The 17,534-nt window shown below is 70.6% G+C and carries 22 protein-coding genes; 9 read left to right on the forward strand and 13 right to left on the reverse strand.

Annotated features, from left to right (window positions below; translation table 11 throughout):
* Window positions 1-36 precede the first annotated feature (36 nt).
* A complete protein-coding gene (locus tag HDA40_RS00970; protein WP_253750217.1) occupies window positions 37-798 on the forward strand; it encodes a TetR/AcrR family transcriptional regulator in 762 nt (253 codons plus the stop codon).
* Between the two features lie 105 nt (window positions 799-903).
* Here HDA40_RS00970 and HDA40_RS00975 read toward each other — a convergent pair whose 3' ends face one another.
* A complete protein-coding gene (locus tag HDA40_RS00975; RefSeq protein WP_253750220.1) occupies window positions 904-2,586 on the reverse strand; it encodes a cellulase family glycosylhydrolase in 1,683 nt (560 codons plus the stop codon).
* 26 nt (window positions 2,587-2,612) lie between these two features.
* Window positions 2,613-3,764, reverse strand: a complete 1,152-nt coding sequence (locus tag HDA40_RS00980) for an epoxide hydrolase family protein (RefSeq protein WP_253750222.1) — start codon at window positions 3,762-3,764, stop codon at window positions 2,613-2,615.
* Between the two features lie 39 nt (window positions 3,765-3,803).
* Between HDA40_RS00980 and HDA40_RS00985 the strand changes: the two genes are divergently transcribed.
* A complete protein-coding gene (locus HDA40_RS00985; protein WP_253750225.1) occupies window positions 3,804-4,355 on the forward strand; it encodes a CGNR zinc finger domain-containing protein in 552 nt (183 codons plus the stop codon).
* A gap of 4 nt (window positions 4,356-4,359) precedes the next feature.
* Here HDA40_RS00985 and HDA40_RS00990 read toward each other — a convergent pair whose 3' ends face one another.
* From HDA40_RS00990 to HDA40_RS01000, 3 genes are all read right to left on the reverse strand, one after another.
* A complete protein-coding gene (locus HDA40_RS00990) occupies window positions 4,360-4,977 on the reverse strand; it encodes an O-methyltransferase (RefSeq protein ID WP_253750228.1) in 618 nt (205 codons plus the stop codon).
* A 189-nt stretch (window positions 4,978-5,166) separates the two neighbouring features.
* On the reverse strand, window positions 5,167-5,457 hold the full coding sequence (locus HDA40_RS00995) for a DUF2218 domain-containing protein (protein ID WP_253750231.1): 291 nt from the start codon (window positions 5,455-5,457) through the stop codon (window positions 5,167-5,169).
* A 58-nt stretch (window positions 5,458-5,515) separates the two neighbouring features.
* Window positions 5,516-6,031, reverse strand: coding sequence for a PadR family transcriptional regulator (locus tag HDA40_RS01000; RefSeq protein WP_253750233.1), 516 nt, complete (start codon window positions 6,029-6,031; stop codon window positions 5,516-5,518).
* A 67-nt stretch (window positions 6,032-6,098) separates the two neighbouring features.
* On the opposite strand from HDA40_RS01000, the gene HDA40_RS01005 reads away from it, so the two are divergent.
* The gene (locus HDA40_RS01005; protein ID WP_253750235.1) at window positions 6,099-7,460 is read left to right on the forward strand and encodes an MATE family efflux transporter; all 1,362 of its coding nucleotides are present in this window, start codon (window positions 6,099-6,101) and stop codon (window positions 7,458-7,460) included.
* Here HDA40_RS01005 and HDA40_RS01010 read toward each other — a convergent pair.
* Window positions 7,420-8,190: an SGNH/GDSL hydrolase family protein gene (locus tag HDA40_RS01010; protein ID WP_253750237.1), complete on the reverse strand. Its 771-nt coding sequence runs from the start codon at window positions 8,188-8,190 to the stop codon at window positions 7,420-7,422. The two genes, HDA40_RS01005 and HDA40_RS01010, sit on opposite strands and share 41 nt — an antisense overlap.
* 127 nt (window positions 8,191-8,317) lie before the next feature.
* Here HDA40_RS01010 and HDA40_RS01015 point away from each other — a divergent pair, with 127 nt between their 5' ends.
* A complete protein-coding gene (locus tag HDA40_RS01015; protein WP_253750239.1) occupies window positions 8,318-8,713 on the forward strand; it encodes a methylglyoxal synthase in 396 nt (131 codons plus the stop codon).
* Between the two features lie 275 nt (window positions 8,714-8,988).
* On the opposite strand, the gene HDA40_RS01020 is transcribed toward HDA40_RS01015, so the two are convergent.
* Both HDA40_RS01020 and HDA40_RS01025 read right to left on the reverse strand, forming a co-directional pair.
* Window positions 8,989-10,026, reverse strand: coding sequence for a sensor histidine kinase (locus HDA40_RS01020; protein ID WP_253750241.1), 1,038 nt, complete (start codon window positions 10,024-10,026; stop codon window positions 8,989-8,991).
* On the reverse strand, window positions 9,998-10,711 hold the full coding sequence (locus tag HDA40_RS01025; protein ID WP_253763527.1) for a response regulator transcription factor: 714 nt from the start codon (window positions 10,709-10,711) through the stop codon (window positions 9,998-10,000). Before HDA40_RS01025 ends, HDA40_RS01020 begins: the two co-directional genes overlap by 29 nt.
* A gap of 87 nt (window positions 10,712-10,798) precedes the next feature.
* Here HDA40_RS01025 and HDA40_RS01030 point away from each other — a divergent pair, with 87 nt between their 5' ends.
* A complete protein-coding gene (locus HDA40_RS01030) occupies window positions 10,799-11,779 on the forward strand; it encodes an ArsR/SmtB family transcription factor (RefSeq protein ID WP_253750243.1) in 981 nt (326 codons plus the stop codon).
* On the opposite strand, the gene HDA40_RS01035 is transcribed toward HDA40_RS01030, so the two are convergent.
* On the reverse strand, window positions 11,780-12,169 hold the full coding sequence (locus HDA40_RS01035; protein WP_253750244.1) for a RidA family protein: 390 nt from the start codon (window positions 12,167-12,169) through the stop codon (window positions 11,780-11,782).
* 247 nt (window positions 12,170-12,416) lie between these two features.
* Between HDA40_RS01035 and HDA40_RS01040 the strand changes: the two genes are divergently transcribed.
* From HDA40_RS01040 to aroH, 3 genes are all read left to right on the forward strand, one after another.
* On the forward strand, window positions 12,417-12,617 hold the full coding sequence (locus tag HDA40_RS01040) for a lipid A biosynthesis lauroyl acyltransferase (protein WP_253750246.1): 201 nt from the start codon (window positions 12,417-12,419) through the stop codon (window positions 12,615-12,617).
* 162 nt (window positions 12,618-12,779) lie between these two features.
* Window positions 12,780-13,622, forward strand: a complete 843-nt coding sequence (locus tag HDA40_RS01045) for a Scr1 family TA system antitoxin-like transcriptional regulator (RefSeq protein WP_253750248.1) — start codon at window positions 12,780-12,782, stop codon at window positions 13,620-13,622.
* A gap of 45 nt (window positions 13,623-13,667) precedes the next feature.
* Complete coding sequence (aroH, locus tag HDA40_RS01050) at window positions 13,668-14,048, forward strand: chorismate mutase (protein ID WP_253750250.1); 381 nt, start codon at window positions 13,668-13,670, stop codon at window positions 14,046-14,048.
* 82 nt (window positions 14,049-14,130) lie between these two features.
* Here the strand turns inward: aroH and HDA40_RS01055 are convergent, their stop codons facing one another.
* Genes HDA40_RS01055 through HDA40_RS01070 form a run of 4 tightly spaced genes read right to left on the reverse strand, consistent with a single transcriptional unit; the run spans window position 14,131 to window position 16,674 of the window.
* Window positions 14,131-14,487 (reverse strand): cupin domain-containing protein, encoded by a 357-nt coding sequence (locus HDA40_RS01055; protein ID WP_253750254.1) that lies wholly within the window; start codon window positions 14,485-14,487, stop codon window positions 14,131-14,133.
* Between the two features lie 14 nt (window positions 14,488-14,501).
* The gene (locus HDA40_RS01060; RefSeq protein ID WP_253750257.1) at window positions 14,502-15,308 is read right to left on the reverse strand and encodes a MetQ/NlpA family ABC transporter substrate-binding protein; all 807 of its coding nucleotides are present in this window, start codon (window positions 15,306-15,308) and stop codon (window positions 14,502-14,504) included.
* Between the two features lie 17 nt (window positions 15,309-15,325).
* Window positions 15,326-15,949, reverse strand: a complete 624-nt coding sequence (locus tag HDA40_RS01065) for a methionine ABC transporter permease (RefSeq protein ID WP_253750260.1) — start codon at window positions 15,947-15,949, stop codon at window positions 15,326-15,328.
* The gene (locus HDA40_RS01070; RefSeq protein WP_253750264.1) at window positions 15,949-16,674 is read right to left on the reverse strand and encodes a methionine ABC transporter ATP-binding protein; all 726 of its coding nucleotides are present in this window, start codon (window positions 16,672-16,674) and stop codon (window positions 15,949-15,951) included. Before HDA40_RS01070 ends, HDA40_RS01065 begins: the two co-directional genes overlap by 1 nt.
* A 280-nt stretch (window positions 16,675-16,954) precedes the next feature.
* Here HDA40_RS01070 and HDA40_RS01075 point away from each other — a divergent pair, with 280 nt between their 5' ends.
* Window positions 16,955-17,500, forward strand: coding sequence for a hypothetical protein (locus HDA40_RS01075; protein ID WP_253750266.1), 546 nt, complete (start codon window positions 16,955-16,957; stop codon window positions 17,498-17,500).
* The last annotated feature ends 34 nt before the right edge of the window (window positions 17,501-17,534 follow it).

Genomic DNA, 17,534 nt, shown 5'->3' on the forward strand with positions numbered 1-17,534 from the left:
GTCGGGCTGGCAACCGACCGCCGGTACGCTGTGCGAATGGCCCAGGACGAGTCCGCCCAGCTGCTCTGGTCCCGCCCGTCGCGGCGGCCCAAGGTGACGCGGGAGCAGCTCGCCGCCACGGCGTTGGCGATCGCCGACGCGGAGGGCTTCGAGGCCGCGACGATGCGCCGCATCGCCGGCGAGCTGGGCGCCGGGACGATGACCCTCTACCACTACGTACGCTCGAAGGCCGAGCTGCGGGCGCTCATGCTCGACGCGATCATGGCCGAGCAGCTGGTGCCGGCCGGGGAATTGCCCGCCGGGGACTGGCGGGCCGCGCTCACCGCGTTGGCGCACCGCACGCGGGCGATGTTCCGCCGTCATCCGTGGGCGCTGAGCGGACTGGCTCAGGCGGCCGGTGACACCGCCAGTGCCGGTGCGGGCGCCGGGGGTCCGCACGCGTTGCTCCACTTCGAGCAGTCGCTCGCCGCCGTCGCCTCGACCGGGCTGCCGCCGAGTGACCGGATGGACCTCATCTCGGCCGTCGACGAGTACGTCGCGGGGTTCGTGCTCAAGACCGACCTCGAACCGGGCCTCGAGTCCGTGCCGGAGGAGGCCGGGCCCCATGTCGCGGCATACCTCGACGCGCTCGTGGCCTCGGGCGACTATCCGCACGTCGCCGAGCTGCTCGGCACGGGTGACCGCTGGGCGGCCCTGGCAGGCTTCGGCCGCTCGTACTCAGCCGACGAGCGGTTCGACCGCGGGCTGAACCGGCTGTTCGACGGCGTCGCTGCGCAGCTCGCCGCGCTGCCGGATTAGCCGCTCAGCCCCGGCGACAGGACCGCGCTGGTCGCAAGGTGTGCGGGCGGGGCGAGGTCGACCGACACCATGCTGGTACGCGTCTCACCGCCCCGCCCGCTGCGGTCAGGCGGTGCCGGTGACCGCGCCGCCGGACCGGGCCACTGTGTACTGGACGGTCGCGCCGCTCCAGAAGTGGAAGGTCAGCGTCACCGGAGCGTCGTCGGCGACCTCGGTGAAGAAGGTATCCGTCAGCGCGATCGTGTTCGCCGCGTAGTCGGGCGAGAAGGTGATCGCGAACTCCTTGTAGGAGGTCCAGTTCTGCGGGCCCGCGTACGAGCCGTCGGCGTACTTGGCCTCCATGGTCGCCACGAGGTCACCGTTGAACGCCGCCGGGAGCTTGAACGCGCTCGTCGTCCCGGTCGCGCTCTGGAGGACCGGAAGGTCGTTCGTGATCACCCGGAACTTCCACGGCACGCCCCGATCGAAGCGGGCCGACAGCACCGCGTTCACCCCGTACGCCTGGTCGCCGGTCAGCCGGGCCAGCGCTGCGGCCGGGAAGGTGAGCTGATCGCCGGACAGGACGTAGTCCCTGCCCGGGACGAGGCGCTTGCGGTCGTCGAAGATGCCGGTGAGCTTGGCGCCGTTGAGGTTCAGTGTCACCGTCTGATCCGCCGCCGGGGCGGACTTGCCGACGAAGACGAGATCGGTGGCGGCCGTCGCCGAGCGTACGCACCAGCTGGACTTGATCTGGGCGGCCAGATCGGGGTCGCTCCACTGGAACGTCGTCCGGTTGAGGTGCTGGCCGTTGTCCCACCACATCGTGGTGATCCGCTGCTGCCGGGCGTAGTAGCCGAGGAACTCGAAGAACTTCAGTTTCTCGCCCTGCTCGATGACGTTCAGGCTCCGGTCGAAGCCGAGCAGTCCGTACTCGCCGATGATGACCGGGATTCCGTTGGCCACGTACGCGTTGTGCACCCGGTCGAAGATGTCGGTCAGATCCTTCTGGACCGTCGCGTCGAATCTGGTGAAGCCGGCGATGTTCACGCTGAACGGCCAGAACCCGTAGAAGTGGACGGTCGCCACGAGGTTCGGGTCGCCGAGCGCGGTCACCGTGGCGGTCAGCTCGTCGACCCGCGGCTGATCCGGCGAGGTGTGCAGGGTCGGCAGCACCAGCAACCGGGTCGCGTTCGGTCCACCCGACGCGCGTACGACCTGGTGGAACGTGGTGTTCAGCTCGTTCATGAGCGTGGCGTTCTGCGCGTCGCCGGAGCTGCCGTTGAAGAACGGCTCGTTGACGCTCTCGAAGAGCAGGCGCGGCGAGGCGTTGCGGAAGGCCTCCGCGACCTGCGTCCAGATCGCGGTGAACCGGGCCAGGACGGCGTCGTGGTCGGTGGGCATGGTCATGACCCACTGCCACGAGTCGTGGTGCACGTTGATCAGGACGTAGAGCCGCTCGGCCAGCGCCCAGCCGACGACCTCCTGGACGCGGGCCAGGTACGCGGGGTCGATGACGTTCGCCGAGTCCAGGTGCTGGACCCAGGTGACCGGGATGCGGATGCTGTTGAAGCCGTTGGCTTTGACCGCCCGGATCAGCTCCCGGGTCACCTGCGGGTTGCCCCACGAGGTCTCGTCGGCGCCGGTCGCGTCGAAGGTGTTGCCGAGGTTCCAGCCGGGCTGCATGGCGTCCACCACGGACTGCGCGCTCGGGCGGCCGGGGGTGCCCGCGGCGTGGGCGACGCCGGGGACCAAGGCGGCCGACGCCGCCACGCCGGCCGCCGTCAACAGGTGTCTTCTGGTGAGGGTCATGCGGCATAGTTTGGCTGACGACTAAACTAAAGGGAAGAGGGTCGGAGGGGCCGGAAGAACGCCCGGATCTCCTCCGCGAGCGCCCGTGGTTCTTCGATGGCGGGGAAGTGGCCGCCGCTGGGCAGTTCGCGCCAACGCTCGACCTGGTAGAACCGGTCGGCCAGCTCCCGCGGCGGATTCGGGACCGGCTGGAACTCGTTCGGGAACAACGCGAATCCGGCCGGAACCGGGATGGGTCGCGACGCGTCGAGCAGTACGCCGTGCCGCCGGTGCTCGTAGTACATCCGGGTCGAGGAGCCGATCGTGCCGGTCGCCCAGTACAGGGTGAGCGTCGCCAGCAGCCGGTCGAGCCCGATCCGGCCGTCGGGGTCGCCGTGGCTGTCCGACCAGTCGCGGTACTTCTCGGCGATCCACCCGGCCAGTCCGGCGGGGGAGTCGGTGAGCCCGTAGCTCAGCGTCTGCGGCTTCGTGGCGTGCTGGTGGGCGTACGCGCCCTCGGCGGCCTGCCAGTGATCCACGGTGGCGAAGTACGCCCGTTCGGCCTCGGTCCACGGTTCCGGCGGCCGGGGCATCGCGGTGGCGCTGAGGTGGATGCCGACGAGGTTGCCCGGATGGCGTACGCCCAGGTGGGCGGTGACTCCGGCGCCGATGTCGCTGCCGTGTGCCCCGAACCGCTCGTAGCCGAGCCCTTCGGTCATGAGTCGCTGCCACCGATCGGCCACGACCGCGTTGACGACGCCGGGCCGAGTGGGGCGGTCGGAGAAGCCGAAGCCGGGCAACGACGGAATGACGACGTCGAACGCGTCGGCCGGATCCGCCGGATCGGACAACAGCGGGATGAGGTCGAGGTGTTCGAGGAAGCTGCCGGGCCAGCCATGGGTCAGCGCGATGGGCAGCGGCTCCTGCGTCGCATGTGGACTGCGTACGTGGATGAAGTGGACCCATTGGTCGTCGATTCGGGCGCGGTAGTGGGGAAGCTCGTTGAGTCGCCGCTCGAACGCGGCCCAGTCGAAGTCATGCCAGGCGGCCAGCAGCCGCCGCAGGTACGCGGGTTCCGTCCCGGCGTCCCAGCCCGGCTCCGGCGCGTCGGCCGGCCACCGCGTACGCGTGATGCGGTCGCGCAGGTCGTCGAGGACCTGCGGGTCGACGGAGATCTCGAAGGGTTCGATACTCAACACCGGTCAACAGTAACACCGGTGTCGGCTATAGTTGGTGTCGTGGACACGCCGGCCGATCTTCTCCTGCTCCGGGACTTCCTCAATACGCTGGACCAGCGGGCGTTCCGGCGGCGAGGTGTCGACTTCACCGGCGGCTCAACCGGCGGCGAGGACCTGCCGACAGCGGCCGCCCTCGGCCGGTGGCTCGCCGAACGGGACCTGCTCCCGGCGACCGCCCGGGTCTCGTCAGCCGACCTCACTCGGGCGCGAGAACTTCGGTCGGCTCTGCGTGACGCGGTCACGCCGGGCGGCGTACCGGACGACGGCGTTCTCACGTCGTTTTCGCTGCGAGCGTCAGTGGACTCGACCGGCGAGGTACGCCTCGTCCCGGCGGCGTCCGGAGTGGAGGGTGCGCTCGCCGGACTCGTCGCGATCGGCGTACGCGCCACCGCCGCCGGAACCTGGCGACGGCTGCGCGCCTGCGCCGCACCGGAATGCCGCTGGGTGTTCTACGACGACTCGCGCAACGGGGCCGGGCGCTGGTGCTCGATGTCGTCGTGTGGCAACCGCGTCAAGACCGCTCGCTATCGGGCGCGCAAAGCGGTCTCCTAGCCGGTCAGGCCGTCTCGGCCGGCCGACTGAGGCGGCGGGTCGCGACTACGCTCGCCAGGTCGGGGGCCAGGCGTACCTCGATCGCGGCCAGCTCCGGGTGGCTCAGCCAGTGCAGGCGAGCCTCATCCGGCTGCCCGGCGTGCGTCGGCGGCCACTCGGTCGCCGGAGTGAAGTCGTCGACCACGAGTACGCCACCCGGCCGGACCAGGCGCGCGGGGTCGGCCGCGCCGCCGCCCTTGGCGTTGCCGCCGCCGTCGAGGACCAGCAGGTCGAACGGGCCGTGGGCGTACACATCGGTCCAGTCGCCGTGGACGATCGCCACGTCCGGTACGCCGTCGAACAGCCGTCGCACGTGCTCGACCAGGCGAGCGTCCCGCTCGACGGAGACGACGCGTACGCCCGGCCGGCGGGCGCTGACGAGCCAGGCGAGCCCGACTCCGCAACCGGTGCCGGTCTCGCCGATACTCTGCGCCGCTCCGGCAGCCAGGGCGTGCAGTAGGCGACCTTGCTCAGGACGGCACGACTTGTCGAACCCGAGTTCCGCCCCGAGGCGTACTGCCTGCGCGACCAACTCCGGCAAGGCTGTCAGGTCGGTGTAGCCGCTCGTTCCGCCGATCGACACGCGCCCATCGTATGCGGGCGCGGCCGTGCGATGAGGGCGCGGGCTGAGCGCGGGAATAGGACGCACGGCATCCGCCGATCATCCGAGCCCGGGTCGCGGCGGGTGGGAGGACGATGGAAGGGAGGCGGACGCCACGCACCGGCGTCCGCTTCCGTTGACCCCGGTGGCGGACCGTCGGGTGGTGGCGGCTCAGCCTGCGGATTCCCAGGTCACGACGAGTTCGCGGCGCTGGCCGAAGCGCTCCAGATGCCGGCCGAGCACGTCCTGCACGACGGCCAGGCTCTCGTCGTCGGGCGCGCTCGCCCGCATCACGAGCTTGTCTGCTCGCGGTTCGAGGACGCCGGCGCCGGCGGTCAGGGTGATCCGGTAGCCGCCGTCGGCCAGCTCCTCGATCGCCGAGCGGCGGCCCAGGTGTGCGGCGAGCTGCTTGGCGTAGCGAGGAGCGGCGTCGGTCGCGACGTTGGCGATCGAAGTGGGCATGGGTGAACCTCCGAGTGCTTAGTAAGGCTAACCTTACCGGTGCGACCTGGGAGAACGCTCAAGATCCCAGCTCGCTCCGCAGCCACGCCCGTTCGGCGTCCCGGGTCGCCTTCGCGATCTCGATCATCCCGCGCCGGTAGGGGTCCGCGAGGTCGCTCGACCGCATCGTCTTGCCGCCGGCAGAGAAGAAGCGGGCGGGCGCGTCGAGGAAGTCCAGCCGCCGCTGTAACACGGCGTCCCGCTCGGCCTGGTCCGGCAGGTGCCGCAGGAACGCCAGCAGCGTGAAGTACTTGTTCCGGTCGCTGATCTCGCCCGGAGCCGGTTCGCGCAGCCGCCGCAGCAGTTCGGCTCGCCCGGCGTCGGTCAGCGAGAGCGTCTGCCGGGGCGCTCCGGAGGCGCCCGGCTCGGTCTGCTTGGTGAGCAGGCCCGCCGTCTCCAACCGGGTCAGCGCGGGATACAGCGCGCCGTCGCTGACCGCTTTGACGTGCCCGGTCAGGCTCTGGATGCGTTCCTTCAACTCGTAGCCGTGCAGCGGCTCCTCGTAGAGGAAGCCCAGGATCGCTAGCGTCAGCACTCGTCGATCGTATATCGTTCCGAGGTACCTCGATTCGAGGTACTGCGAGACGGAACGAGGACCCCTCATGCACCTGCCCGACAAGACCACTCACCGCCGGGCGCTGCTGCGCCTCGCCGGCCCGAACTACGCCGGGCTCATGTCCGGCGTGGTGACCGGCATCATCGACGTCGCCTGGGTGGCCCGACTGGGCGCGGGCGCGGCCGCCGCGGTGGCCGTCGCCACCAACATCGAGAACCTGCTGCTCGGCGTGATCCTGGCGGTCTCCGGCGGGCTGACCATCGTGGTGTCGGGCCGGGTGGGCAAGGGCGACGCGGCCGGGGCGCGGCGCGCCGTCCGGGCGGGCTGGCTGCTGTTCGCCGCGATCACTCCGATCGTGGCGGGCGGGAGTTTCCTGTTGCGTACGCCGATCGCACGGCTGTTCCTCGACGATGCCGGCGCGGTCCGGCTCGCCGTCGCGTACCTGGCGATCTCGCTGCCCGCCGTCGTCGTCTTCTACGGGCAGTGGCTGCTCGACGGGCTGTTCGCCGGCCACGGCGACACGCGTACGCCGATGCGCCTGGCCTTGCTGGCCAACGGCATCGTGCTCGTCGCCGACCCGGTGCTCATCTATGGGCTGGCCGGGTTCCCGAAGCTGGGGGTCGCGGGTGCGGCCCTGGCGACGGCGGGCGGCCGGCTGGTCGCCTTCGTGGTGGGGCTGGTCCTGGCGCGGCGGTTCACCCGGGGTCGAGTCGCCGAGTCGGTGCGCGGTGACGTCCGGGCGATCCTGCGCGTGGGCGGTCCGGTCTCCGGTGACTTCCTGGTCCGGATGGCGGGTGCGTTGGGGCTGGTCGCCGTGGTCGGCCGGTTCGGCGTCGTCGCGGTGGCCGGATACGGCATCGGCATGAAGGCGCTCTACGTGGCGACGATGGCGTTCTACGCGATCCGCAACGCAGCCACCATCCACACACCACGAACCCTGGCCGCGATCGATGCCACGAACGCGGGGGAGAAGGAGACCGTCGAGGCCGAGATCCGGCGGGCCACCCTGCGCGTGGCGCTGATCGCCGGAGTCGTGGCCGCCGTCGTCTTCGCCGCCGGGTCCGGCTGGATCCTGCGGGCGTTCACCGGTGATCCCGCCGTCATCGACGCGGGCAGTGCGTTCCTGCGCTGCGTCGGGCCGTACCTCGTCGGGCTGTCCGGCGTGGTGGCCTTCGGCGGGCTGCTCATGGGGGCCGGCCGGGGAACGCTGATGTTCGGGGTGACCGTTGGCGGCGTCGCGGGCCAGCTAGGGCTGGCCTGGTTGCTGTCCTCGGCGTTCGGGCTCACCGGCGTGTGGGCGGCGATGGGCGTGGCAGCCCTGGGTCAGCTCGCCGTCCTCCTGTACGCCGTCCGCCCCAAGCCCCGGCTCAGGCTTCGACCGGCGACGGCAGCGGACGCTTGGCGGTGATCCCGTCGCCGGACGACTGGCCGCGCGCGTGGCGTACGACCCAGGGCAACAGGTGCTGCCGAATCCAGGCGACCTCGGCAGCGGCCCGCTGACGCCGGGTGCGGATCGGTTCGAGCGGCAGCGACTGCGACCACGTCTCGTCGAAGCCGGGCAGTCCCGCCGCCCAGGCCAAGGCGTACCCGATCCGTTCGTGCCCGGCGCTGTTGGCGTGCAGCCGGTCGGTGCTCCACAGCCGGGGGTCTCCGGCGACCTCGTGCGCGCCGAGGTCGAGCAGGATCGCCCCGGTCCGGGCGCTGACCTGACGGAGCTTGTCGTTGTACGCCGCGAACCGGCCACGCAGCGGGCGCGCCATCGGCATGACCCGGCCGGGGTCCGGCATGGTGAAGGTGAGCACGGTCGCGCCGGTCGCGATCAGCGCGGCCTGCATCTCGCCGATCCGGCCGGCGACGTCGTCGGCGTCGAAGCGCGGCCGGAGCATGTCGTTGACTCCGGCGACGACGGTGGCCAGGTCGGGCCGCAGCTCAAGGGCCACCGGCAACTGCTCGGTCTGGATCTCGGCGGTCAGCTTGCCGCGGACGGCGAGGTTGGCGTACTCCAGGCCGGGTTGGGCCGCCGCGACGTGGTGGGCGAACCGGTCGGCCCAGCCGCGGTAGCCGCCCCGCCCGTCCGGGTCGTCGAGCCCCTCGCTGGTGCTGTCGCCGATCGCCACATACCTATGCCACACAGTCACGCCACCATCTCACCATTCGCTGCTCGCCCGGTGGGCATACGGTGAGCAACAGTACCGTTCACCTGGCATTCTTGACCCGGTCATAGTTCGGAAACTGGGGTGAAACGGGCATCCGTAAGCTCGTCTCATGACACGGGGCATCGCGCTCGTAGCCCACGACCGCCACAAGCAAGACCTCATCGAGTTCGCCCAGCATCATCGGGAGGTTCTGCGCGGCCATCGGCTGTATTCCACCGGCACGACGGGACGGCTGCTGATCCGGCACGCCGACCTGCCCGTGACCTGCCTGCGCAGCGGTCCGCACGGCGGCGATCACCAGCTCGGGGCGCAGATCGTCGACGGCGACGTCGATCTGCTGATCTTCTTCTGGGATCCGCTGACGGCCCAGCCACACGAACCCGACGTACGCCCGCTTCAACGGCTGGCGACGCTGGCGAACATCCCGATGGCGTACAACCGGGCCAGCGCGGATTACATCATCTCGTCGCCGCTGCTGGCACCACCGTCATTGGTAGCGCTGTAACGCCCGGCGAGATCGTCGCTGTAACGCCCAGCGAGATCGTCGCGTAACGCCAGTGAGATCCAGGAGAGTGTGACCGGGGCGGGAGGAAGCCGGTTTGTCCCACGCCCCGGTCACACTGGGTCCGCGACCCGCCTGTTTGCAGCAGATAGCGGGCGCTCGATGGAGCCTGTCGGGGAGGACAGACGGACCGACCGCGTCCAGCGCACCTACCCGCACCGACGCGAGTCCCAGCCTAGGAGCGCGATCGGCCGAAGATCAGCCGCGTGACAGGACTGTCATCTGCCGTCCGGCCGCTGCGCGGGCACGTGAAGCGTGACGGTGGTGCCCGTCGCGGGCTCGTGCGCCAGGCGTACCTCGCCGCCCCATCCGGCTACCACTGTCCGGGCCATCACCAGTCCCAGACTGGTGCCGGTGCCCGGACCGCCCGGTGTCGGCCCGGGTCCGCTGTCGGTGACCGTGATCGTCCAGGCCAAGTCGTCGGCCTGGCCCTCGACGGCGATGCGATCGCCGGGGCCGGTGAACTTCACCGCGTTGTCGAGCAGGCAGTCCAGCACCGCCTCCAGCCGGTCGCGGTTGGCGATCACGGTGCCGCCGGCGCACTTCCAGGACCAGGCGCGGTCGGCGGCCGGCGTCCACCGCCGGACGATGCGGGTCACCTCGGCCGGCAGGTCCAGCGCCTCCGGCACGTACGCGCCGTCGGCGTCGATCAGGGTCACCAGGCGCTGCGTGATGCGGGCGAGCTTGTCCAGCTCGGCGAGCACCGTGTCGGAGTCCTCGCGGGTCTCCGCGTCGGCGTGCCGGTCGGCGACCAGCTCGGTGAAGCCGCGCGCGACGGTGATCGGCGTACGCAGCTCGTGGGCGACCTGCCGCATCAGGTGCTGGCGGGCCTCAGCGACCTGCCGGTCCCGGTCGGCGGCGTCGGCCAGCGCCAGCAAGGCCAGATGGCGGCGGCGGACGAGGGCGGCGGTCACTGCGATCAGGGCGACGCTGAGCGGGACCTCCAAGGTCTCCAGCCACTCGATCCGGCCGCCCGCCGCGTGGCTCACCAAGATCGCGCCGGTCGCGGCGGCGGTCACGCCGACCATGACGGCGAGCTCGACCGGGCGCCACCGGGTGAACCCGTACAGCAGCGACAGGCCGATCCACATCAGGTGGAACGGGATCGTCGCGGTGCCCGGAAGCAGCCACATCGCGGTCGCGCAGACCGCCGCGCCGACGAGCCAGACGACGCGCAGCGACCAGCCCAGCCGGAACGAGTCGGGCAGCCTGCTCTTGGCGAGCCGGTTAAGGGGTGGCGAAGCGGTAGCCGACATGGCGTACGGTCTCGATCCGGTCGGGGTGGTCCAGTTTGGCGCGCAACCGGCGAACGGTCACGTCGACGACGTTGCTGCCGGGGTCGAAGGTCATTCCCCAGACGGCGTGCAGCAGCTCCGACCGGCCGCAGGCCCGGCCCGCCGCCTCCATCAGATGCCGCAGCAGCAGGAATTCGCGATAGCTCAGCGCGGTCCAGCGGCCGTCCACCGCCACCCGGTGCAACGCCAGGTCCAGACAGATCGGGCCGATCACCACGGAGTCGGCGGCCGGTCCGGGAGCCCGGTCCCGCAGTCGGGCGCGTACTCGGGCGAGCAGTTCGGCCAGGGCGAACGGCTTGCTGACGAAGTCGGCGGCGCCCGCCTCCAGGCAGGCGACCCGGGTGCCGACCTCGGGCACCGCCGACAGCACGATGACCCGCTGATGCGGGCGCTGGCGCATCAGCTCGGCGAGGACCGCCGACCCGTGGAGCCCCGGGAGCATCAGGTCCAGCAGGACCAGGTCGAACTCCTCATCGGTGGCGTACCGGAGGCCCTCCTCGCCGGTGCCGGCCCGCTCAACCACGTAGCCGTCCCGGCTCAGGGCACGCGCGATCAGCCGCGCGACGCCGTCGTCGTCCTCGATGAGGAGCAGGCGCGCGGTCCGGGCAGGGGCCGCCGCTACGGGGGTGGGTGTGGTCGTGACGATTCCTCATGATGGCACGCGACCCGGCGCGGTCACGATGCCGTTCCCGTCCGGCCCACTTCGCCGGGGTACGGCGTTAGGGTGGTCGCCGTGCCCCGACTGGAGTTCAGCGGGCCGGATCTAGGCCGGGTCCGCTTCGCGATCATGCCGTTCCAGGAGACGCTCAAGGCCGCCCGGGGACTCGCCCTACCGGCCACCCCGGCCGGGCTGGCCGGCTGGCGGCATGCCACCCTGCCGAGGCTGCCCGCCGCGGCCCGCCCCGCGCTCGCGTTGTGCGGCGCGCACTCCCGGCATCTGCCGGACTTCCTGACGCCGCAGCCGCCCACCGGCCCGCTCACCTTCGACGACGAACTGGCGGCCGCCCTGGCCGACCCCGGGCTCCCCGTCGAGGACGACACGCTGTCGTTTCGCTCCGTTCTGCGTACCCCTTCGAAACTGGTGGAGGACCTGCTGGCCGCGCCCGACCGCGGACGTCGCGCGCTCGCGGCCTCGTTCACCGCATTGCACCGCGCGGTGCTGGCGGCGGACTGGCCACGGTTGCACGCGCAGCTGGCCGCGGACGTGGCCGGTCGGGCGCGGACGGCGGCCCGGCACGGCGTCGAGGCGATGCTGGCCGGCCTGGCACCGGGACTGGTGCGCTGGTCGCACCCCTTCCTGGAGTACGCCGGCCCACCAGCGCCCGATCATCAGCTGGCTGGTCGGGGCCTGGTGCTGGTGCCGAGCATGTTCCTGACCGACGCCGTACATCGGCAGCTCAACGACCGGCAGCAGCCGATGCTCTTCTATCCGGCCCGGACCGCCGCCGAGTTCTGGCGCGACGGGCGGGTCGCGGACGGGCGGCTGGCCGGGCCGGTGGGGGAGCCGCGGGCGCGGATCCTGCGGCTGCTGGCCGAGCGGCCGCTCGGGACCGGCGAACTGGCCGCCGAGTTGGGCGTCGCGCCGTCGACCGCGTCGGAGCACCTCGCCGGGTTGCGTCGCGCCGGGCTGGTGGTGACGACCAGATCGGGACGCGACGCATCGCACCAGCCGACCGCGCTGGCGTGGTCCTTGTTGGACGTCTACATCGGATGATCAATCGACCGCGACGGCCTCGATCTCCAGCAGCCAATCCTCGGCATAGATGGTCGCGATGACGATCGTGATCGCCGGACGGTGATCGCCCAATACCTCTTCGCGAATATTGCCGTTGATTGTTCGGTACGCCCGGTCGGCGAGGAAGATCCGCACGCTGGCGAGATTGCGGACGCCCATGTCCGCCTCGGCCAGCACGGCAAGGACGTTGCGCCAGGTCAACCGGCATTGGTCGGCGAAGTCCGGCGGGACCGGCTCGTCGCGGTCCCACGGCACCTGGCCGCTGACGAAGACGGCCCGGCGTGCGCCGGTGACAAGGGTGCCGTGGGTGTAGGAGCCGGTAGACGCCGGAAGGGTCGGCGGGTTCAGCGGCTGGATCGCGTAGGTCATGGCGGTGAACCGTACGGACCGTCCCTCGTCCGGACGAACGTTTCGGCCGTGCACCGAAACGCTGCCGTTCTATTCGTGGAAGTTGCGCGGTTTTGTGATGATTCACCACTAGCGTGACTCGGGTGAGACATCGTCCACGTGGCGAGTGTCCGATCACGACACCGTGCAAACGGCTCCATACGGCCGACTGACGCCACGTCCGTATGTCTCCACAATCAACTGACCCCACTACAGCCTGGGAGTTGCCATGAAGATCGAGTACCTCTGGAAGACCGTGTGGTCCGGCGGCGGCGGCTGCCCGGCCCTGTACCGCACCGACGGCGGCTACGTCGTGCAGGGCGTCAAGCTCGACGACGCGACCCGCGCCGCCCTGCGCGACCTGGCCGCCAACGAAGACGCGGTGTACGTTCCCGCCGACGTTCTTGATCGACTCCGTGAAGTCGCCTGACTACACGGCGTAACCCGAAACGGTGCCTTTACCGCTACGCGGGCATCGGCCAGACTTTGTTGCCTACCGTGAATCTGCGGCACCACAGGGGTCGTGATTGCAGGGGGCGGCGCGCGGGGGCGGCTCTCTCGTGCCTTGTCCGCCGAGCTGACGAAGTAGACGATGACCACCCTCACCGAGCGGCAGCGGGAAACCGGAATGCTGGCGGAGGCGCTGCGAGCCCTCCGCCAGCGCACCGGGTTGTCCGGAAAGGACTTCGCCGCCCAGCTCGGGTGGCACGCCTCCCGGGTCAGCCGGATCGAGCACGGCCGCCAGATCCCCACCGCCTCCGACCTGCACGCCTGGTCGGCCCTGTGCCAGGTGAGCCGGTCCGAGTCGGCCGAGCTGGCGGGGCTGCTCCGCCGGGTCGAGGCCGAGCATCGGGACTGGCGACGGCGGATGCGGCAAGGGCAGAACTCGGTCCAGGCCGACTACAACCAACTCGTCGAACGGTCGGCGACCGTACGCCACTTCGAGATCGCCTGGGTTCCCGGACTGGTCCAGACGGCCGCGTACGCCCGGCAGGTGTTCCGCGAACAGGTCGAACTGCACCGGCTCGAGGTCCACGACGAGGAGGCCGCCGTCCAGACGCGGCTGGCCCGGGGGCGGCAGCTGTACAACCCGGCGAAACGGTTCGAGTTCCTGCTCGCCGAGCCGGTGCTGCGGTGGCGTACCTGCCCGCAGGACGTGCTGCGGGAACAGCTGACCGCGCTCCGGCAGATCCTCGCCCTGCCCAACGTCCGGTTCGGCGTGCTCCCGCTGGACCGGCCGATCGCGACCACCCCGCAGAACGGGTTCCAGATCTACGACGCCGTGACCGTGGTCGAGACGTTCAGCGGCGAGATCTTCTTCTCCAACGGCGCGACCGCGCTATACGCCCGCACGCTCGACCGCCTCTGGGCCGACGCGCTCACCGGAGCGGACGTCGACGCGCTGCTCACCGCCTCGATCACCTCGCTAGAGTGAGCCCTGTGCCGGTCTTATCCGGTGCTCGGCTCACTTGGAGGCACAGTGCCGATTCGGGCAGTACGCGGGGCGACCCAGCTGGACGTCGACGAGCGGGAGCATCTGCTGGACCGGGTCGCCGAACTGGTCAAGGAAGTCCTGCACAGCAACGAGCTGGACACCGAGGACCTGATCAGCGCGATCTTCACGGCCACCCCGGACATCCACTCCGAGTTCCCGGCGTACGCCGCCCGCCTGATGGGCATGTCGGACGTGCCGCTGATCTGCGCCCAGGAACTCGACATCGCCGGAGCGATGCCGCTGGTGATCCGGCTGATGGCGCACGTCGACACCGAGCTGCCGCGCGACCAGATCACCCACGTCTACCTGCATGGGGCGGCGGCGCTGCGGCGGGATCTCACGCACGTGCACGCGGTGCCGGACTGACCGATCCTTCGGTCGCTCCATGATCAGCGGAGTTCTCGCGGGGCTATGACACCGAGAATCTTCCGCTGATCACTGCAAGGCGTCACGACGGGCGCGTGATCCCGAGCGGCGGGCGTTTCGGGTGGACGCTGAAGTAGGTGAGCCCGTCCGGCCCGGCGACGACGGCCCGCTGCGATCCGCGCGGGAGCCAGATCAGCGCGCCGGACGCGAGTTCCAGTGACTGGCCGCCGCTGTCGAGGTGGCCGCTCCCGGCGAGGACGTGGATCAGCACGTCGAGGTCGGGACCTTGATGGGACGCGATGCGGTCGCCGGCCGGCAGGTGGATGATGTTCGCGTCGAGCTGGCGGGGTTCGTCGGTGACCCGCCAGATGGCGCCGGCTGTGCTCGTGTTCGCCAGGATGGCGGCGGCGTTCCCGATCTGGCGCGGTTGCGTGCTCACGCTGTCCAGGCTAGTCAGAACGCGGCCAGCACCCCACCCGAGTACTTGTCCGTGATGAACTTCTTGATCTCCGGCGAGGTCAGCACCTTGGCCAGTTCCTGGATGCGCGCGTCGTTCTCGTGGCCCTGCTTGACCACCAGGAGGTTGGCGTAGGGGTTGCCCTGGCCCTTCTCCAGCGCGAGCGCGTCGGTCGCGGGCTTCAGGTTCGCCTGCAGCGCGTAGTTGCCGTTGATCACGGCGAGGTCGACGTCGTCCAGCGCCCGGGGCAGCTGGGCCGCTTCGAGCGCGGTGACCTTCAGCTTCTTCGGGTTGGCCGTGATGTCCCGCTCGGTGGCGGTCACCCCGGCGCCGTCCTTCAGCGTGATCAGGCCCTCCGCCGCCAGCAGGGCGAGCGCTCGGCCGCCGTTGGTGGCGTCGGCCGGGATGGCGACGGTCGCACCCGCCGGCAGGTCGGCCAGGGACTTCACCTTCTTCGAGTACGCACCCAGCGGCTCGATGTGCACGGCGACCACGGAGACCAGGTGAACCGGGTTCTTCGCGGCGAAGTCGTCCAGGTAGGGCTTGTGCTGGAAGTAGTTGGCGTCCAGCTCGCCGGACTCGGTGGCGAGGTTGGGCTGGACGTAGTCGTCGAACTCCTTGATCTCCAGCTTGAGGTCCGGGGCGAGCCGGGCCGCCTCGCGGAGGATCTCGGCATGCGGGACCGAGCTGGCCCCCACCACGAGCGCGTCCGAAGAGGACGAGTCGTTGTCGGAGGAGCAGGCGGCCAGGGCGGCCGTGAGGGCGAGGGCGAGCGGGGCGGCGAGCAGCAGGCGGCGGTTCATCATTTTCTCCCAGGGATTTAGCGGCGGCGGTCGAGCCGGCGAGCCAGACGGTCGCCGGCGAGTTGGATGAGTTGGACGAGACCGATCAGCACGGCGACGGTGGCGAGCATGACGTCGGTCTCGAAGCGCTGGTAGCCGTAGCGGATGGCGAGGTAGCCGAGCCCGCCGCCGCCGATGACGCCGGCCATCGCGGAGTAGCCGATGAGCGCCACGACGGTCAGGGTCAGGCCGCGGATGAGGGCAGGCAGCGCCTCGGGCAGCAGGATGCGGGCGATGATCTGCGTACGCGAGGCGCCGAAGGCGTGCCCGGCCTCGCTCAGCCCGGGATCGACTTCGGCCAGCGCGCTCTCGACGAGCCGGGCGAAGAACGGGATCGCGCCGATGGTGAGCGGGACGACGGCCGCATCGGTGCCGATGGAGGTGCCGGCGATCGCCCGGGTGACCGGGATGACGGCGATCATCAGGATGATGAACGGCAGGGACCGTCCGATGTTGACGATCAGCCCGAGCAGGTGGCGTACGCCGACCGGCCCGTGGCCGAGCAACACGCCGAGCGGCAAGCCGCCGAGGACGGTGAACAGGGTGGCGAGCCCGACCATGCGGAGCGTCTCGCCGGTCGCGGGGAGCAGGAGGTCCACCATCAGCGCACCGCTTCCCGCAACTTCGACAGCGCCGACGCCGGATTCGCTGCCAGGTCCGCCACCGGGCCGGCTTCCAGCAGGCGGCCTTCGGACAGCACGCCGACGCGGTCGCAGATCCGGTCGACGACCCCGAGATCGTGCGTGATGAGCAGGACGGTCAGACCGAGCCGCTGGTTGAGATCGCGCAGCAGATCCAGCACCTCGACGGTCGTGTAGGGGTCGAGCGCGCTGGTCGCCTCGTCGGACAGCAGCACGTCCGGTCGGGTGGCCAAGGCCCGGGCGATGGCCACCCGTTGCCGTTGGCCGCCGGACAGCCGGGCCGGATACTCGGTCGCCTTGTCGGCCAGCCCCACGAGGTCGAGCAGCTCGGCGACCCGTCCCCGGCGCTGCGCCCGGGCGACGCCGGCCAACGTCAACGGCAGCGCCACATTGGCCGCGACCGTTCGGCCGCGCAGCAGGTTGAAGTGCTGGAAGATCATGCCGATCCGGTGCCGGGCGGCCCGGAGCCGCGCGGCGGGCAACGCCGTCAGGTCCTGTCCGGCCACCCGCACCGTCCCGCTGTCGGGCCGTTCGAGCAGGTTCACCGTACGCAGCAGCGTGCTCTTGCCCGCGCCGCTGCGCCCGACGACGCCGAAGACCTCCCCGGCCGCGACCGTCAGATCGACGCCGTCGAGGGCGACCACGCCACCGGCGTACGTTTTTCGCAATTGGTGCAATTCAATCATCGAAGGATGCAACTCTTCCCGAGAAAGGGGGACTACGGAGAGTAAGCGCCACTCAGGTGCGCTCAGGAGAAGAAGAGTCAGCTACACATTCGACACGACGGCCGACACGGGCGCATCGCAGCACCGAACGCCGTTCCGGCGTGGTGAGCGGGGAAGTGCGCGACCGTGGACATGAACAAAACCTAGAGGATCACTGGGGAATGCGGCTACCCAGAGTGAGGTACCTAACGAAAGCCCGGCTGTTCACCCATCCTTCGCTTCTGGCGTACCCTTCGTGAGCATGCCGGTCTGGCTGCTCGACATCGACGGGGTCGTCAACGCCCTGGACGACCCGCCGCCCACCGGGACGTGGCCGGCAGACCAATGGGTCCGCACGAGCGCGAAAAGCGCGTTGGACCTCGATTGGCCGCTGGTCGTCGCGGCCCCGGTGCTGGACTTCCTGCGCAAGGTGACCGAGCAGGGGCGCGCCGACATCCGCTGGCACAGTGCCTGGCAGCACAACGCGGTCAACGTCGGCGCGGCCCTCGGCCTCCCGGACTGGCCGGTGGAACCCTGCCCCGAGTACGCCCTGGGCAAGGCGGCGATCGCCGTGCCGCTGACGCGCCGGGTCAGCCACTGGTGGAAACTGCCCGCCGCGATGCGAATCCTGGAACGCGACGGGTCGCTGCTGTGGACCGACGACGACGCCCGGTACCAGTTGCGGAAGGCGGACACCGAACGTTGGGGCGACCGGGCTCTGGTGATCTCCCCGCTTGCGTCCGGCGGCCTGACGCCGGCACACCTGCGTCGTATCGACGCCTGGCTCGCCCGCCAAGCCGCATCCTGACCAGACCCCCATACCCAGACGCTCCCGTGCCGCT

This window comes from Hamadaea flava, assembly GCF_024172085.1.
Lineage (GTDB): Bacteria > Actinomycetota > Actinomycetes > Mycobacteriales > Micromonosporaceae > Hamadaea > Hamadaea flava.

What these genes read in the sequence shown, in the direction of transcription:
- HDA40_RS01005 (WP_253750235.1), top strand. Translation starts at nt 6,099, where the DNA reads ATGCACCTGCCCGACAAGACCACTCACCGCCGGGCGCTGCTGCGCCTC.
- HDA40_RS01040 (WP_253750246.1), top strand. Translation starts at nt 12,417, where the DNA reads ATGAAGATCGAGTACCTCTGGAAGACCGTGTGGTCCGGCGGCGGCGGC.
- HDA40_RS01075 (WP_253750266.1), top strand. Translation starts at nt 16,955, where the DNA reads ATGCCGGTCTGGCTGCTCGACATCGACGGGGTCGTCAACGCCCTGGAC.
- HDA40_RS00975 (WP_253750220.1), bottom strand. Translation starts at nt 2,586, where the DNA reads ATGACCCTCACCAGAAGACACCTGTTGACGGCGGCCGGCGTGGCGGCG.
- HDA40_RS00970 (WP_253750217.1), top strand. Translation starts at nt 37, where the DNA reads ATGGCCCAGGACGAGTCCGCCCAGCTGCTCTGGTCCCGCCCGTCGCGG.
- HDA40_RS01020 (WP_253750241.1), bottom strand. Translation starts at nt 10,026, where the DNA reads ATGTCGGCTACCGCTTCGCCACCCCTTAACCGGCTCGCCAAGAGCAGG.
- HDA40_RS01070 (WP_253750264.1), bottom strand. Translation starts at nt 16,674, where the DNA reads ATGATTGAATTGCACCAATTGCGAAAAACGTACGCCGGTGGCGTGGTC.
- HDA40_RS01035 (WP_253750244.1), bottom strand. Translation starts at nt 12,169, where the DNA reads ATGACCTACGCGATCCAGCCGCTGAACCCGCCGACCCTTCCGGCGTCT.
- HDA40_RS00995 (WP_253750231.1), bottom strand. Translation starts at nt 5,457, where the DNA reads ATGCCCACTTCGATCGCCAACGTCGCGACCGACGCCGCTCCTCGCTAC.
- HDA40_RS01065 (WP_253750260.1), bottom strand. Translation starts at nt 15,949, where the DNA reads ATGGTGGACCTCCTGCTCCCCGCGACCGGCGAGACGCTCCGCATGGTC.
- HDA40_RS01060 (WP_253750257.1), bottom strand. Translation starts at nt 15,308, where the DNA reads ATGAACCGCCGCCTGCTGCTCGCCGCCCCGCTCGCCCTCGCCCTCACG.
- HDA40_RS01045 (WP_253750248.1), top strand. Translation starts at nt 12,780, where the DNA reads ATGACCACCCTCACCGAGCGGCAGCGGGAAACCGGAATGCTGGCGGAG.
- HDA40_RS01015 (WP_253750239.1), top strand. Translation starts at nt 8,318, where the DNA reads ATGACACGGGGCATCGCGCTCGTAGCCCACGACCGCCACAAGCAAGAC.